The sequence below is a fragment of the Burkholderia sp. FERM BP-3421 genome (genome assembly GCF_028657905.1).
In the GTDB taxonomy this organism is placed as follows: domain Bacteria; phylum Pseudomonadota; class Gammaproteobacteria; order Burkholderiales; family Burkholderiaceae; genus Burkholderia.
In genome coordinates this window covers 2974756-2989525 of sequence record NZ_CP117782.1, presented here as the reverse complement: position 1 = coordinate 2989525, position 14770 = coordinate 2974756, and the positions used below count along the sequence as shown (strand labels likewise).

At 67.1% G+C, this 14770-nt stretch carries 13 protein-coding genes and 1 tRNA gene; 6 read left to right on the top strand and 8 right to left on the bottom strand.

Annotation, left to right across the window (positions count from 1 at the left end; translation table 11 throughout):
- Nucleotides 1-12 precede the first annotated feature (12 nt).
- On the bottom strand, nucleotides 13-396 hold the full coding sequence (locus tag Bsp3421_RS29530; RefSeq protein ID WP_273999666.1) for a hypothetical protein: 384 nt from the start codon (nucleotides 394-396) through the stop codon (nucleotides 13-15).
- 783 nt (nucleotides 397-1179) lie between these two features.
- Nucleotides 1180-2115 carry a GlxA family transcriptional regulator gene (locus tag Bsp3421_RS29525; protein ID WP_273999664.1) on the bottom strand — a complete coding sequence of 312 codons (936 nt, stop codon included), beginning with the start codon at nucleotides 2113-2115 and terminating at the stop codon, nucleotides 1180-1182.
- Between the two features lie 89 nt (nucleotides 2116-2204).
- Here Bsp3421_RS29525 and Bsp3421_RS29520 point away from each other — a divergent pair, with 89 nt between their 5' ends.
- Complete coding sequence (locus Bsp3421_RS29520) at nucleotides 2205-2891, top strand: DJ-1/PfpI family protein (protein WP_273999662.1); 687 nt, start codon at nucleotides 2205-2207, stop codon at nucleotides 2889-2891.
- A gap of 319 nt (nucleotides 2892-3210) precedes the next feature.
- Here Bsp3421_RS29520 and Bsp3421_RS29515 read toward each other — a convergent pair whose 3' ends face one another.
- Together Bsp3421_RS29515 and Bsp3421_RS29510 are read right to left on the bottom strand one after the other, a co-directional pair.
- Nucleotides 3211-3810 (bottom strand): phytanoyl-CoA dioxygenase family protein, encoded by a 600-nt coding sequence (locus Bsp3421_RS29515; protein ID WP_273999660.1) that lies wholly within the window; start codon nucleotides 3808-3810, stop codon nucleotides 3211-3213.
- Between the two features lie 465 nt (nucleotides 3811-4275).
- A tRNA-Lys gene (locus Bsp3421_RS29510) sits at nucleotides 4276-4351 on the bottom strand.
- Nucleotides 4352-4550: 199 nt separating this feature from the next.
- Here Bsp3421_RS29510 and Bsp3421_RS29505 point away from each other — a divergent pair.
- Both Bsp3421_RS29505 and Bsp3421_RS29500 read left to right on the top strand, forming a co-directional pair.
- The gene (locus tag Bsp3421_RS29505) at nucleotides 4551-4955 is read left to right on the top strand and encodes a PaaI family thioesterase (protein ID WP_274004399.1); all 405 of its coding nucleotides are present in this window, start codon (nucleotides 4551-4553) and stop codon (nucleotides 4953-4955) included.
- 20 nt (nucleotides 4956-4975) lie between these two features.
- Entirely contained in the window at nucleotides 4976-5845 is an 870-nt protein-coding gene (locus Bsp3421_RS29500; protein WP_273999658.1) for a patatin-like phospholipase family protein, read from the top strand.
- Nucleotides 5846-5864: 19 nt separating this feature from the next.
- Here the strand turns inward: Bsp3421_RS29500 and Bsp3421_RS29495 are convergent, their stop codons facing one another.
- Nucleotides 5865-6881 (bottom strand): D-2-hydroxyacid dehydrogenase family protein, encoded by a 1017-nt coding sequence (locus Bsp3421_RS29495; RefSeq protein ID WP_273999657.1) that lies wholly within the window; start codon nucleotides 6879-6881, stop codon nucleotides 5865-5867.
- Between the two features lie 440 nt (nucleotides 6882-7321).
- Here Bsp3421_RS29495 and Bsp3421_RS29490 point away from each other — a divergent pair, with 440 nt between their 5' ends.
- Nucleotides 7322-8380 (top strand): LysR family transcriptional regulator, encoded by a 1059-nt coding sequence (locus tag Bsp3421_RS29490; RefSeq protein WP_273999656.1) that lies wholly within the window; start codon nucleotides 7322-7324, stop codon nucleotides 8378-8380.
- A 96-nt stretch (nucleotides 8381-8476) separates the two neighbouring features.
- Here the strand turns inward: Bsp3421_RS29490 and Bsp3421_RS29485 are convergent, their stop codons facing one another.
- The 3 genes from Bsp3421_RS29485 to dprA all read right to left on the bottom strand — a co-directional run bounded on the left by Bsp3421_RS29485 (nucleotide 8477) and on the right by dprA (nucleotide 12888).
- Nucleotides 8477-11098: a DNA topoisomerase III gene (locus Bsp3421_RS29485; protein ID WP_273999654.1), complete on the bottom strand. Its 2622-nt coding sequence runs from the start codon at nucleotides 11096-11098 to the stop codon at nucleotides 8477-8479.
- Nucleotides 11099-11309: 211 nt separating this feature from the next.
- A complete protein-coding gene (locus tag Bsp3421_RS29480; RefSeq protein ID WP_273999652.1) occupies nucleotides 11310-11690 on the bottom strand; it encodes a thioredoxin family protein in 381 nt (126 codons plus the stop codon).
- A gap of 37 nt (nucleotides 11691-11727) precedes the next feature.
- Nucleotides 11728-12888 (bottom strand): DNA-processing protein DprA, encoded by a 1161-nt coding sequence (gene dprA / locus Bsp3421_RS29475; protein WP_273999651.1) that lies wholly within the window; start codon nucleotides 12886-12888, stop codon nucleotides 11728-11730.
- A gap of 223 nt (nucleotides 12889-13111) precedes the next feature.
- Between dprA and def the strand changes: the two genes are divergently transcribed.
- Together def and fmt are read left to right on the top strand one after the other, a co-directional pair.
- On the top strand, nucleotides 13112-13615 hold the full coding sequence (gene def / locus Bsp3421_RS29470) for a peptide deformylase (RefSeq protein WP_273999649.1): 504 nt from the start codon (nucleotides 13112-13114) through the stop codon (nucleotides 13613-13615).
- Between the two features lie 28 nt (nucleotides 13616-13643).
- Nucleotides 13644-14639: a methionyl-tRNA formyltransferase gene (fmt, locus tag Bsp3421_RS29465; RefSeq protein ID WP_273999648.1), complete on the top strand. Its 996-nt coding sequence runs from the start codon at nucleotides 13644-13646 to the stop codon at nucleotides 14637-14639.
- Nucleotides 14640-14770: the final 131 nt, after the last annotated feature.

The window sequence follows — 14770 nt, the reverse complement described above, 5'->3', positions numbered from 1 at the left end:
CGCGCTGCGCCGTCACCACGGCGACTGCCTGCCGCTGCGCACGAAATGCGCGAGGCGCTTTTGCGCGTCGTGGACCACGAAGACCGGGGCATGCAGCAATTGCTGCTCGTGGTATTCGAGCAGCCATCCGGCTGTTTCGCTGTCCTCGGCCTCGAGCGACCAGCCGCCGCTTTCCGCGCGCTGCGAGGCGGCGGTGATCATGCGCTCGACGGCTTCGAACCGTTCTCGTTCGGCCGTGCCGAATCCGGCGTCCTGCAGATACCAGGTGAGATAGGCGGTTTCGATCAGCGCCGCCAGCAAGTGCCCGTTGCCCTGTCCCGCCAGCAACGCGGCGAGTGCGACGTGGTTGCGCAGGATCCGTTCGCGTATCGACGCCGCCGTCGCGGGAAGCAACATCGATTTGGAGCGTGGCTTGCGGCTACGCATCGCGGGTGGCGCCGGGGCGGAATCCCGGGCGGGCGGAAATGGCGATGGACTGCGCGCGCGTGAAAGCGCGCTGCCGAATGGAGGTCGACATAGCGTGCGTGTGATTCGTACTGTATGAAACTAGATTAGCGTGTTGAGATGCGGATATCCGGTTAATTAACGATCTTTAACCCGAAACCTTTAACGAACCTCATGTGACCCCGGCTCGGATTGTGCAAATTGCCACGCTTTAATGTGCGGGCGTTGATCCGAAGCGATGCTTTTTCCTATGCCCGGAATGTACCTCAGTTCGGCGGGGGATTTAAAGCGGTAGATCGACGGCGTCGAAGCGCGCCATGGACATGGCGCAAGGGTAGGCGGGCATGCGCGACCTTGATGTGTGCGGGTGGCGCCGCGGTTTGTTTGAACGCGTTGCCGTCCGATTATCTCGATATCGTGAGAGAGGATTTCCGTATTGCCCGAATGGATTTCGATTTCCATGCGTCAGTACAAATTTCCGCAAATGTGAGATATCAAATTGGGAGAGGGAAATTTTTCCTGATTAATGAAAGGCTCTGTGATATTCAGGCTTAATGGATGTGAAAGGTGATTTTCGCCAATACGCCTCGAGTTGACGGTGCCGGTGATGGCGTGCCGGATCGCCTGAATCGATCCGGATTCCGGCGCGGAACGATTCAAGCGAATTCAGCGGCAATGGAATCGGCGGACGGGCTGGAATCGTGTGCGTATCGAGCGGCGCGCGTGGAAGGGGGCTCAGCGCGCCCGCAAGGTCGACGGCGGCACGCCCAGCAAGCGCTGGAAGCTGCGGCGCATGTTCTCGGTATCGCCGAAGCCGCATTCGGTCGCCACGCGCTGCAACGACGGCGCGCCGCTTTCCAGCGCGGCGCGCGCGGCTTCCACGCGCAGCTTCTCCACGGCTTTCGCGGGGGTGAGGCCGGTTTCGGCCTGGAACGCGCGCGCGAAATGCCGCGGGCTCATGCATGCGCGCTCGGCCAGGTCGTCGACGCGATGGCGCACGTCGAGGTGGCGGCGCACGTGATCGAGCAGCGGCTTGAAGCGGCCGCGTGCGCAATCCATCTCGATCAGCTCGGAGAACTGCGATTGACCGCCCGGGCGCCGGTAGTAGACGACGAGCTGGCGCGCCACCGCGCGCGCGACGCGCTCCCCGAGATCCTCGCCGACCAGCGCGAGCGCGAGGTCGATGCCGGCGCTGATGCCCGCGCTGGTCCAGAACGGGCCGTCGTTCACGTAGATGTGGTCCGGCTCCAGGTGGACCTGCGGAAACGTGCGCGCGAATTGCTCGCTGCGGGACCAGTGCGTGGTTGCGCGGCGGTTGTCGAGCACGCCGGCGGCGGCCAGCAGCAGGCTGCCCGAACACACGCTCGTCACGCGCGCGCCTTGCCGCGCGCAGCGCTGCACGAAGCGCAGCAGGCGCGGGTCGGACAGGAGGGCGTCGACGCCATCGCCGCCGGCGACGAGCAACGTGTCGATCGCGCGGGCCGGAGGCAGCGCTTCGGCGGCCCAGCTGACGCCCGACGAGCTGCGCACGAGGCCAGCCTGCGCGGCGATGGTGCGCAGCGTGTAGTGGTCGTCGCGATAGCGCGCGGCGACTTCGAAGGCGGCGATGGGGCCGGCTGCGTCGAGCAGCTGGAAGTCGGGAAAGACGAGTACGGCGATGCGATGGGGCATGGCAGAAAAAGTCGGATCAGCGACATTGCTGCCAAGACGATAGAGCGCGACGCTGTGGGGTGTCAATCCACCGGAAGGAGCTTCGTGCCATGACTGCCGCACCGTATGTCGTTGTCTTCGCGCTGTTCGAGAACGTGACGCAACTCGATTTCTCCGGACCCTACGAGGTTTTCCTGCGCCTGCCCGGCGCGCAATGCGTGATGGCTTCGTCGGGCGGCGGGACGATCGAGGCCGACGGCGGGCTCACGTTCGCGAACGTGCGGCGCCTGGCCGATATCCCGCACGCGGATCTGGTGTGCGTGCCGGGCGGGATGGGCGTGATCGAGGCGATGGGCGATGCGGAATACGTGCGCGAGCTGCGGCGGCTGGCGGAAGGGGCGCGTTATGTGACGTCGGTGTGCACGGGCTCGCTGCTGCTGGGCGCGGCGGGGCTGCTGCGCGGCAAGCGGGCGGCGTGCCATTGGTCGTGGCGCGATCTGCTGCCGCCGTTCGGCGCGATCATCGATGAGGCGCGCGTGGTGCGCGACGGCAACGTGATCACGGGCGGCGGGGTGACGGCGGGCATCGACATGGCGCTGACGGTGATGGCGGAGATCGCCGGGGCCGAGCATGCGCAGTCGGTGCAGCTGTGCATCGAATACGCACCGGCGCCGCCGTTCGACAGCGGGCGGCCGGAGCGCGCCGCGCCGGCGATTCTGGAGGCGGTGACGGCGCAGCTTGGGAAGATGCGCCGCGATCGTTATGAGGCGGTGCAGCGGGCGGCGCGGGCGATGTGAGGTGGGTGCGGCCGGGGCGGAGGAGGGGGGCTGTCGGGGCTGTTCCGCCGATCGGCTGTAGCGGGTGCGGTGGTGCCGCCGGCGTGCTCCGTTGCGCGGCTACGGCAAGGTCGGGCAGGGCTGCGCGGTTCGCCTTGCCGTAGCCGGGTGTTTTAGTTTGCGTCGCCGCGTTCGCAGACGACATAGATGCTTGAACACAGATCGGATACGGCGCGAACGTCTTGAGCATGTATTCACATGCATCAGATAGTCGAAATCGTCGGCATAGCGGTGCTCGGGGTGGTCCTTCGCTTCCGCGTTGTAGTCTCTGTTCACCATGTCAGTCTTGTCCACGTTGGTAAAAGCGCTGCTCAACAGGCAGATAGAATTCTTCGAAGGAAGCGGGTGTTCGCGCGTTGAAGCCGATCGCTTGCCGAAGATAGTCGCTGCAGCCGGCTGCGTTGGCATAACCGTATAGCCGTGGGTAATCGAGTTGTTGTTTGAAGAACGCGCACGTGAAGGTCAACGTCAAGGCTCGTCTGGGGGGCGTCGTCCGATTCGTACCCGCGGCGTGCCAGACTCTGGAGTCGAACAGCAGCACGCCACCGCGTTTCCCGGTGATTCGATCCGCCCGTTCCAGGAGCACATCGTCGGCCGGCTTCTCCGGCAGATGCTGCGAAGCGGACGAGATGTAGGTTGCCCCATTCTCGACGGTGAAGTCGTCCAGCATCACGAGCGAATTCAACATGAAGCGCTTTGCTGTCGAGTGGAAGCGAATGTCGCGATGGACGTGATGGGCGTAGGTCGACAGGTCGGTATCGTTGATGAATCCGCCGTACGAGTTCAGGATGTACGGGCTGCCGAAAAACGCTCTGAGTAGTGGGTCGAGCTTTGCGAAATGCGCGAGCAGTTCGATGTAGCACGGCGCATCGACGAGCACATGGTGCGCGGTTCTTCCATGACGCCATTGCGTATGCGGATGGCGTCGCGTGCCTCGAGCGAGGGGACGAGTGCCGCGTTGAGCGTACCCACCAGGACCTGATCGACGACGTCGGGGACAAGCGTCCAACCCCGGGTTTCCATTTCGGTCTGATGGCGAGGGGCGAGCAGGCTCATGGATGATTTCAAGGCTGTGGAACGCGTTCGACGGCCTGGTCCCGATGCGTGGCGGAGAGCGGCGGCGAAGGCCCTTCCATCCCAGGCGGAGAGTGGCATCTGATCGGATTATCCCGGCGAGCGTCGGGTTCCAAAGCAGGGATATGAGGCGTACTTTGCGCAATGGGCGGGCTTTGCCGGCATGTAGGGCGCATGGGGCCGTGTTGCGGGCCATCGGCGATGGCGACCCGGAGGGGGCTGGAAAATGAAAAAGCCCGGTCAGCTTTCGATGACCGGGCTTTGAAATGCTTGGTGGGGCGTGAGTGACTCGAACACTCGACCTACGGATTAAGAGTCCGCTGCTCTACCAACTGAGCTAACGCCCCAACAGAAGAAAGATTATGCACGTGTTTCTTTCGCTTGGCTAGAGTTTTCTTCAAATCCCTGCAAAAAGTTTCGTCCCCCCCGCCGGTAACGCCCGGCAAGACGCGCCCGCAAAAGCACAAGTCGCACTTCACGGCCTCCCGGTATGATGTCGCCCACACCCGCTGCGCGGCGGTCGCGCGGCCCTCACGGGGTTTCATGATGGACGAACAGGCTGTCCGCGATCTGCTCGATCGACTTCTCGCGCCTTGGGTGCGCTCCCTGTCCCTGGCGCCGGTCGCGGTGTCCGAGGAAAGCGTCACTTTACGTTTGCCGTTCTCCGGCGAGCTGCGCCACTCCGGCGGCGTGATCTGCGGGCAGGTGTTCATGGCCGCCGCCGATACCGCGATGGTCGTCGCGATCTCCGCCGCGCTCGGCGAATTCCGTCCGATGACCACCGTGTCCTTGAACACCCATTTCATGCGCGCGGTGCGCAAGGGCGACGTGCTCATCACCGCGCGGGTGCTGCGCATGGGCCGCAATCTCGTGTTCGGTGAGGTCGAGCTGTTCGACGAGGACGGCAAGATGGCCGTCCATGCGACCACCACCTACGCGCTCGTCAACTGAGGAAGAGGAAGGCTGTCCCGATGTTCGATCAGGTCGTATTCGCGGGCGGCGGCAATCGCTGCTGGTGGCAGGCGGGGTTCTGGAATGTCGTGCAGCCGGCGCTCGACGTGCGCCCGCGCGTGATCACCGGCATCTCGGCGGGCGCCGCGACCGCCTGCATGCTCTATACGCGCGATGCGCAATGGGTGATGCGCTATTACGCGGACGTGCTCCGGCACAACCGCAAGAACGTGTACTGGGGCAATCTGCTGCGGTCGGAGTCGGTCTTTCCGCATTACCGCATCTATCGCCAGGCTTTGCTCGACATCTACGGCGAACCGTTCGCGCAGCTCGCCGCCGCGCCGGAGATCCGGGTCGGCGTGTCGCACGTGCCGCGCTGGCTCGGCGCGCGCAGCGCGGTCGCGGCCGGGCTGATCGCGTACAACATCGAAAAATACGTGCGCAAGACGCTGCATCCGACGCTCGGCCGCACCCTCGGCTTTCGTCCCGAATTCGTGCGCGCCCAGTCCTGCACACGGGTCGAGGATCTGGCGGACCTGATCCTGCAGTCGTCATGCACGCCGCCGTTCACGCCCGTGCTGCGCCGCCAGGGTCGGCCCGTGCTCGACGGCGGGATGGTCGACAACGTGCCGGTCGGGGCGCTCGACGCAACCCCGGGGCAGGTGCTGGTGCTCGTCACGCGCCGCTATCCGCGGCCGCAGATGTTTACCGTCGCGCACGGCGAGCAGCAACGCCTGTATGTGCAGCCGTCGAGCAAGGTGCCGATCTCCAGCTGGGACTATACGAACCCGTCGCAGATGCAGCACGCCTACGACCTGGGGCGGCGTGATGGTGAGCACTTCCTCACCTCGGAGCCCGTGCTGCGCGCGGCGGAGCGCGCGCACGGATAGGCGCCGCTGGCGGGCGGGCTCAGCGCCGCGCGCGTCCCTGGTTGAGCGCTTCCGGATTCGCGACGCTCGACAGGTCGCCGCCGTCGAATGCGAGGATGTTCCGGAACGCGCCGCTGAAATACAGCTCGTAGCTCTCGCGCTCCACGTAGCCGATATGCGGCGTACAGATCACGTTTTCCATGCGCAGCAGGTTGTAGCCCTGCAGGATCGGCTCGCTCTCGTACACGTCGATCGCGACCATCCCCGGCCGGTTGTGCGACAGCGCGTTCACCAGCGCGTTTTCATCGAGGAGTTCGGCGCGGCTCGTGTTGACCAGCAGCGAGGTCGGCTTCATCCGCAGCAGGTCCTCCTGCTTGACGATGCCGCGCGTGTCGTCGTGCAGGCGCAGGTGCAGCGTCAGGATGTCCGCCTGCTCGAAGAACGCCTCGCGGCTTTCCGCGGTGGCGTGGCCGTCGGCGCGCGCCGCGTCGAGCGAGTGCTCGCGGCCCCACACCAGCACGTTCATCCCGAACGCCTTGCCGTAGCCGGCCACCATCCGGCCGATCTTGCCGTAGCCCCAGATCGCGAGGGTCTGCCCGCGCAGCACCTGGCCGAGGCCGAAGTTGGGCGGCATCGCCGAGGTCTTGAGGCCGGACTGCTGCCACGCGCCCTGCTTGAGGTTCGCGACGTACTGCGGGATGCGGCGCTGCGCGGCCATGATGAGCGCCCAGGTCAGCTCGGCCGGCGCGACCGGCGAACCGGTGCCCTCTAGCACCGCGATGCCGCGCTCGGTACAGGCGGCCAGGTCGATGTGGCTGGAAATGCGGCCGGTCTGGCTGATCATGCGCAGGTTCGGCAGCTTGCCGAGCAGCTGCGACGTGATGTGCGTGCGCTCGCGAATCAGCACGAGCGCCTCGACCTCCGCGAGCCGGCTCGCGAGCTGACCCAGGCCGCGCACCGTGTTGTTGAAGATCTTGACCTCATGGTCGGCGAGCATCTCGAAGCAGTTGAGCTTGCGGACGGCGTCCTGGTAGTCGTCAAGGATGGCAATTTTCATGGCGTAGCGTTCGCGATTCGCGCGGTTGAGCGGTGTACGGCGGGCGCCAGGCGCGCCCGGGCCCGGCTTGGGGGCCGTAATGATCCTATGACGGCAGGGTGTCAGGTGTATCTCTTTTTAACAGCTTGTTACGCCCGCTCGCAAGCGGGGGCGTCCCCGCGTTCGTCCCGCCGCGCCCGCGCGTTCGCGCCTTCCGGCCGATCCGCGGCACCCCGCCCCTGTTTCTCATTCCGTGAGCCCGCTGGTGGAGCTGCGCCGTTTTGTTTTTGAAAACAGAACAATCGCGCCTCGTCTTTGCGGGAAGCGAGCATATTTAACCGTTTTTATCGGGATGACCCCGGGTTTGGGGCAACTCTGCATGTTTTTCGCTGTCGTAGGAGAATTACTCATTTGCTTCATATTTTTGAAGCAGTAACCGGTCACAGTGGCAGGAGTTGTTTATGGATCATTTGCAGTCGATGCGAGTGTTCGTCAAGGTTGCGGATCTCGGCAGTTTCGCGCGAGCCGCCAGCGCAATGGATATCTCGAACGCGGTCGCCACCCGTCACGTCGCCGACCTCGAAGGCCGGCTCGGCACGCGTCTTCTCAATCGCACCACCCGCAGCCTCTCGCTGACCGAGTCCGGTCAGGTCTATCTGGAGCGCGCCCGGCAGATTCTCGACGAGCTGGAAGACGTCGAGCAGATGGTGGTCGCCCGCAACCACGAGCCGGTCGGCACGCTGCGCATCGTCGCGCCCGTGGTGTTCGGGCTCCATAACCTCGCCCCCGTGCTGCAAACCTATACGCAGCGCTATCCAAAGGTCATTCCCGACCTGACGCTCGTCGATCGTCAGGTCGATCTCGTCGAGGAAGGCTTCGACGTCGGCATCGTGATCGCGCGCCAGATGCGCAGCGCGAGTATTGTCACGCGTCGCTTGACAACCGGCTGCATGACCGTCTGCGCGACGCCGGGCTATCTGGAAAAGCACGGCATCCCGACCCATCCCGAGCACCTGATGGAGCATCCGTGCCTGAGCCTGCCGTCGGAGTACTGGGGCGACGAGCGGGTGTTCACCGGCGCGGAAGGGGAAGTGCGGGTGCGGCCATCGAACGTGATCATCGCGAACAACACCGAGATGCTGCGCCAGTTCGCGCTGCTCGGCATGGGCATCGCGATCCTGCCGAGCTACCTGATCGGCGGCGATACCGCGCGCGGCCGGCTGGTGCGCCTGCTCGGCGACTATCGGCTGCCGCAGGTGGAGATCAATGTCGCCTACCCGAGCCGGCGTCACCTGCCCGCCAAGGTGCGCACCTTCATCGATCACCTGGTCGAGTACTTCAGCCAGTCTCCGGACACGATGATGGGCGAGCAATGGGCCGCGCAGGGCGGCGTCGCCGCGCCGGCGGAATCGTTCGCGGCCGAAGGGCTGGTCGAGGGCGCGGGCGCCGATCCGGCGCTGTCGCCGCGCATGCCCAAGGCGGCGGCGCGCACCCGCGCGGCCGCGCCGTCGCCGTTGTGACGGCTTGTCGGCGGCGCCCGCGGCGCGCCGCCGGCCGATAAAAAAAGCGCGGACCCGAGGTCCGCGCTTTTTTGTTGGGCGTGGCCGCTTGCGCGGTCAGGACCCGGTCTTGCGGGTCGGCGTCTTGCGCGCGGCGGTCTTGCGGGCCGGCGCGGCCTTCGCGGCGACCTTGGCCACCTTCGCCGGCGCGGCCTCCTCGGTGTCGTCCGTCGCCTTTGCGGTGGTCTTGGCGGGCGCCTTCTTCGCGGCCGCGGCCTTCGGTTCCTTCTTCTCGAACTCGAAGCCGATCTTGCCGTCCGGCTGCTTCACCAGGAAGGCCTTGAAGTTGCGCCCGGTGCGCGACGACTTGAAGTTCGGCAGCAGGTCGGTGCGGCCTTCCGACAGCAGCTTCGCCATCTGCTCGCGCGCGATCTCCTGCTGCAGGATCACCTTGCCCGAGCGGAAGTCGCAGGTCTTCGGGTTCGCGACCGAATGCTCGCAGACGAAGCTCATGCCGTGTTCGAACACGCGGCCGCTGCACTTCGGGCATGCGCCGACCGGCTCCTGCGCGGAGAAGTCCGGCGCCTCGCCGTCCTCGCCGCCCTGGTCCTGGCCGAAATCGAACTCGAGCTTGTAGTTCTTGATCTCGTCGTCGAACGACAGCTTCAGGATCGCCGAGAACGGCCGCCCCATCTTGCTGCGGAAGCCCGACAGCGGGCCGATTTCCTTCTTCTGCAGCAATTCCTCGACTTCGGGAATCTCGAACTGGCGGCTGCCCGGAATCTTCGAGATCGAGAACTCGCACTTCGTGCAGGCGAAGCGGCGGTAATTCTCCTTCACCTGGCCGCCGCAGTTCGGGCACGGCGTCTCGAGCGTCGCGTAGTCGCCCGGGATCGTGTCGGAATCGTATTCCTTCGCGCGCTTGACGATGGTTTGCGTCATCCGCGCGATTTCCTGCATGAACGCGTCACGCTGCAGGTTGCCGCGCTCCATCTGCGACAGCTTGTATTCCCATTCGCCCGTCAGCTCCGGCGCGGTCAGTTCCTTCACGCCAAGGCCGCGCAGCAGCGTCATCAGCTGGAAGGCCTTCGCGGTCGGGATCAGCTCGCGCCCTTCACGCAGCAGGTACTTCTCGCCGAGCAGGCCTTCGATGATGGCCGCGCGCGTCGCCGGCGTGCCGAGCCCCTTGGCCGCCATCGCCTCGCGCAGCTCGTCGTCCTCGACCAGCTTGCCCGCGCCTTCCATCGCCGAGAGCAGCGTCGCTTCCGAGTAGCGCGCCGGCGGCTTGGTCGCCAGCGCGTGCGCGGCGATCTTGTCGGTCTTGACCTTCTCGTTCTTCTGCACCGGCACGAGGTTCGCATCGGCGCCCTCGGCGTCGCGGCCGTACACCTGCAGCCAACCCGGCTCCACGAGCACCTTGCCCTCGGTCTTGAAGTGATGGCCCGCGACCTCGGTGATGCGGGTCGTCACCCGGGATTCGGCCGCCGGGAAGAACACCGCGAGGAAACGTTTGACCACCAGGTCGTAGAGCTTCTGCTCCGGCTCCGACAGCGATTTCGGCGCCTGCAGGGTCGGGATGATGGCGAAGTGGTCGCTGATCTTCGAGTTGTCGAAGATCCGCTTGTTCGGCTTCACCCAGCCCTTGTCGAGCACCTGCTTCGCATACGGCAGGTAGTTGTTGCTCTCCTTGAGCATCTCGAGCGTGCTCGCCACCGTGCTGAGGTAGTCCTCGGGCAGCGCGCGCGCGTCGGTACGCGGGTAGGTCAGCACCTTGTGCTTCTCGTACAGCGCCTGCGCGAGGCCGAGTGTGTTCTTCGCCGAGAACCCGAAGCGGCTGTTCGCCTCGCGCTGCAGGCTCGTCAGGTCGTACAGCAGCGGCGACAGCTGGGTCGACGGCTTCGATTCCTCGGTGACGGTGCCCAGCTGGTCGCGGCAGGCCGCGACGATCGTCTCGGCGGCCGGCACGCTCCAGAGCCGCGAGTCGCGCCGCTCCGGATCGAACTCGTCCTTCTTGAACTTGGGGTCGAACCAGCGGCCCTCGTAGAAGCCGCCCGCGCAGACGAATTCCGCGCGCACTTCCCAGTAGTCGCGCGACACGAAGCGGCGGATTTTCTCCTCGCGTTCGACGACGATCGACAGGGTGGGGGTCTGCACGCGGCCGACCGTGGTCAGGAAGAACCCGCCGCCCTTGCTGTTGAACGCGGTCATCGCGCGGGTGCCGTTGATGCCGACGAGCCAGTCGGCTTCCGAGCGGCACCGCGCGGCGTCGGCGAGCGGCTGCATGTCCGTGTCGCTGCGCAGGTGCGCGAAGCCGTCGCGGATCGCGGCCGGGGTCATCGACTGAAGCCACAGGCGCTGGACCGGCTGCTTGGCCTTCGCGTGCTGCGCGATCAGGCGGAAGATCAGCTCGCCCTCGCGCCCCGCGTCGCAGGCGTTGATCAGGCGCTCGACGTCCTTGCGCTTCATCAGCTTGGTCAGGACCTTGAGGCGCGATTCGCTCTTGGCGATCGGGTTCAGGTCGAAATGCGGCGGGATCACGGGCAGGTGCGCGAAGCTCCACTTGCCGCGCTTGACCTCGTACTCCTCGGGCGCGGCGATCTCCAGCAGGTGACCGACGGCCGACGACAGGACGTACTCGTCGCTTTCGTAGTATTCGTCATGCTTCGTAAAGCCGCCCAAAGCGCGCGCGATGTCGTTCGCGACAGAAGGCTTTTCCGCAATGATGAGTGCTTTGGACATGACTAATGTGTATTGGTAGACCGGACAGGCCGGTTAACGGCCCTTTTACGACGGCTTTATAGCACATGGCGCGGAATCGGCTGCCGCCATGTATGAAAAGCGGGTCATCATAAGTGGGGGCCGGGGCGGCGGCAAGCCTGACGGGACCCGGCGATGTAAACCCGGAGCAAATACCGGCGGCAGGTGGCAGGCCTGCCGGGCCGCCCGCGCCTCAGGCCGGCGCGTCGAGCAGGTTGCGCAGCTTCGGCGCGTGCGGCACGCCCGGCACCGCGCTCAGGTCGCTCAGCATCCGTTCGACGATCGCCGCGTGCGGCAGCACGGTGCCGAAAAAGCGCACGGCGTGGTCGTCCTCGATCAGGACCGTCGGGAAGTTTTCGACGTCGAGATCGTCGAGCTGGTCGGCGTGGGTCTCGATATCGATCCAGGCGAAGCAGAGCTCGGGGTGCGCGTCGGCGAGCTGGTCGAACGTGGTCCGGTAGTCGCGGCAGGTGCCGCACCAATCGGCGCAGAGGCACACGACCAGCAGCGTCGCGGGATTCCGGAGGCGCTTGGCGATCCGATCGGCGTCGGTGTCGAGATTCAGCGCGGGCATTGCGGTTCCTTGCATGATGAATGGAAGGCGGAAGCGCCTATTCGCGAAAATTTAGCACGCCGGGCCCGCCGCCGGTTTGCGCGGTGTCCGGCGCCGCGACGACGCGGACCAGCCGGCCGCCGGGCAATCGTGCGATCTGGCCCGATAACTCCAGTTCGAGCAGGAGGCGCGGCAGCCGGTCCGGCGCGACGCCGCAGCGCGCGGCCAGCAGGTCGGGCGGCAGCGGGGCGTGGCCGAGCGCGGCGAGCACGGCGCCTGCCTCGCCCGCGGGTGCGGCGGCTGCGGGGCCGGGCTCCCGCGCGGCCGGCAGGCCGAATTCCTCGAGAATGTCGTCGACGGTTTCGACGAGCTTCGCGCCGTCGCGCAGCAGCGCATGGCAGCCGCGCGACTGCGGCGCGTGGATCGAGCCGGGCACGGCGAACACGTCCCGGCCCAGTTCGTTCGCGAGGCGCGCGGTGATCAGCGAACCCGAGCGCGGCGCGGCCTCGACCACCAGCACGCCGTCTGCGAGCGCGGCGATCAGCCGGTTGCGCTGCGGGAAGTGCGCGGCGCGCGCCGGCGTGCCCAGCGGCCATTCGGAGACGAGTGCGCCGCGCACGGCGATCTCGCGCGCGAGCGCGTGGTGCCGGGCCGGGTAGACGAGATCGGCGCCGGTGCCGACCACTGCGAGCGTGCCGCCCGCGCCGGCGAGGCCGCCCTGGTGGGCGGCGCCGTCGATGCCGCGCGCGAGGCCGGACACGACCGCGAGGCCCGCGTTCGACAGCGCGCGGGCGAAGCGCTCGGCGTCGATCAGCCCTTGCGGGGTGGCGGCGCGACTGCCGACGATCGCGATGCCGCGCGCGGCCAGCAGTGCGACGCGGCCTCTTACATATAGCAGCGGCGGCGGATCGTAGAGCGTGGCGAGCCGCGGCGGGTAGGCCGGGTTGCCCCAGGTGACGAGCGCGTGGCCCGGCTGCGCCAGCCAGTCGAGGGTGCGCGCGACCTGCCGCGCGAGGTCGGCGGGGGGCGGCGCGAGCGCGGCGCGCGCGGCCGCGTCGCCGACGAGCGGGACGAGCGCCGCGTGGGTCGAGGCGAACAGCGCGTCCGGCGTCGCGAAGGCGTCCAGCAGGCGGCGCCAGGCCGCTGCGGGCAGGCCGGGCGCCGCCGCGAGCCGCAGCCAGCCGGCGAGCGAGGCGGTGCTCAGCGGCGGCGGCGACAAGACGAACTCCTCCAGACGCACGTCCAGCGGGCCTGACGATGCCGTGGTAAAATTTTCATCATCCGAAATAAAACGACGTGCCACGCGCGACTGCCCGTGGCGGATTGCCCGGCGCGGCACAGGCCGCGCTTTCCGTGCCCATCTTCGCGACCGCGCGCGGTCCGCGCCAGTCGGCCGGATGGCCGACGAGGGCGTTTCACCCGTTTCCATCGAACCTGACACCATGGCTTTGCTGAACATCCTCCATTACCCCGACAAGCGGCTGCACAAGGTCGCCAAGCCGGTCGAGAAAGTCGACGACCGGATCCGCAAGCTCGTCGCCGACATGGCCGAGACCATGTACGCGGCGCCCGGCATCGGGCTCGCCGCGACGCAGATCGACGTGCATGAGCGCGTGGTCGTGATCGACGTGTCCGAGGACAAGAGCGAACTGCGCGCCTTCATCAATCCGGAGCTGGTCTGGTCGAGCGACGGCCGCCAGATCTACGAGGAAGGCTGTCTGTCGGTGCCGGGTGTCTACGACGAGGTCGAGCGCGCCGAGCAGGTGCGGGTGCGCGCGCTCGACGAGCACGGCGAGACCTTCGAGCTGGACTGCGAGGGCCTGCTGGCCGTGTGCATCCAGCACGAAATGGATCACCTGCTGGGGCGCGTGTTCGTGGAATACCTGTCGCCGCTCAAGCAGAACCGCATCAAGACCAAGATGAAGAAGCTCGAACGCGCGATGTGACGCGCGGCCGTTCCTGATCGATTGCTCCATGACACATTCGTTGCGCGTCATTTTCGCCGGCACGCCGGAATTCGCCGCGGCGGCGCTGGCCGCGATCCACGAGGCCGGCTTTGCGGTTCCGCTCGTGCTGACCCAGCCCGACCGGCCGGCCGGCCGAGGGATGAAGCTGCAGGCCAGCGCGGTCAAGCGCTACGCGCTCGAGCACGGGCTGCCGGTCGCCCAGCCGCCGTCGCTGCGCCGCACCGGCAAGTATCCGGCCGAGGCCGCCGCCGCGCTCGATATGCTGCGCGCGACGCCGCATGACGTGATGGTCGTCGCCGCCTACGGCCTGCTGTTGCCGCAGGAGGTGCTCGATCTGCCGCGTCATGGCTGCATCAACATCCACGCCTCGCTGCTGCCGCGCTGGCGCGGCGCGGCGCCGATCCACCGGGCGCTCGAGGCGGGCGACGCGGAAACCGGCGTGACGCTGATGCAGATGGACGCGGGGCTCGACACCGGCGCGATGCTGAGCGAGGCGCGCACGCCGATCGCCGTGGACGACACCACGGCGACGCTGCACGACAAGCTGGCCGCGCAGGGTGCGCGCCTCATCGTCGAGGCGCTGGTCGAACTCGAGCGCAGCGGCGCGCTGGCGTCGACGCCGCAGCCGGCCGCTGGGGTGACCTATGCGGAGAAGATTGCGAAGCACGAGGCGGCGCTCGACTGGCGCGAGCCGGCTGAGGTGCTGGCGCGCCGGGTGCGCGCATTCGATCCGTTCCCCGGCGGGGCCGGCACGCTCGACGGCGCGACGCTCAAGCTGTGGGCGGCCGAGGCGGCGCCCGCGCGCGGCGCGGCTGAGCCCGGCACGATCGTCGAGGCCGGGCCGGATGGCGTCGTGGTGGCGTGCGGTGCGGGCGCATTGCGCGTGACCCAGCTGCAGAAGCCGGGCGGCAAGCGGCTGCCGGTCCGCGAATTCCTCGCGGGCGCGCCGCTCGAGGCCGGCCAGCGTTTCGCTTTGCCGGAGTCGGAGCAGGCCGCGGGCTGAGCGCGGCGCGCGTTGGGTCGGCGCGATCCGTGGCGCGACGGCGAGTTGCCGCTTGACGGATATCGTTCAGTGAATGGGGGCGTGGCGGATTGCCGCCCAATGGATCGCCGCCCGATAGAGGACCGCCCGAT

Coding starts and splice junctions, on each gene's coding strand:
- Bsp3421_RS29525 (WP_273999664.1), bottom strand. CDS start 2,115: ATGCCCCATCGCATCGCCGTACTCGTCTTTCCCGACTTCCAGCTGCTC.
- def (WP_273999649.1), top strand. CDS start 13,112: ATGGCTTTGCTGAACATCCTCCATTACCCCGACAAGCGGCTGCACAAG.
- Bsp3421_RS29500 (WP_273999658.1), top strand. CDS start 4,976: ATGTTCGATCAGGTCGTATTCGCGGGCGGCGGCAATCGCTGCTGGTGG.
- Bsp3421_RS29490 (WP_273999656.1), top strand. CDS start 7,322: ATGGATCATTTGCAGTCGATGCGAGTGTTCGTCAAGGTTGCGGATCTC.
- Bsp3421_RS29505 (WP_274004399.1), top strand. CDS start 4,551: ATGGACGAACAGGCTGTCCGCGATCTGCTCGATCGACTTCTCGCGCCT.
- Bsp3421_RS29480 (WP_273999652.1), bottom strand. CDS start 11,690: ATGCCCGCGCTGAATCTCGACACCGACGCCGATCGGATCGCCAAGCGC.
- Bsp3421_RS29495 (WP_273999657.1), bottom strand. CDS start 6,881: ATGAAAATTGCCATCCTTGACGACTACCAGGACGCCGTCCGCAAGCTC.
- fmt (WP_273999648.1), top strand. CDS start 13,644: ATGACACATTCGTTGCGCGTCATTTTCGCCGGCACGCCGGAATTCGCC.
- Bsp3421_RS29485 (WP_273999654.1), bottom strand. CDS start 11,098: ATGTCCAAAGCACTCATCATTGCGGAAAAGCCTTCTGTCGCGAACGAC.
- Bsp3421_RS29520 (WP_273999662.1), top strand. CDS start 2,205: ATGACTGCCGCACCGTATGTCGTTGTCTTCGCGCTGTTCGAGAACGTG.
- Bsp3421_RS29530 (WP_273999666.1), bottom strand. CDS start 396: ATGTTGCTTCCCGCGACGGCGGCGTCGATACGCGAACGGATCCTGCGC.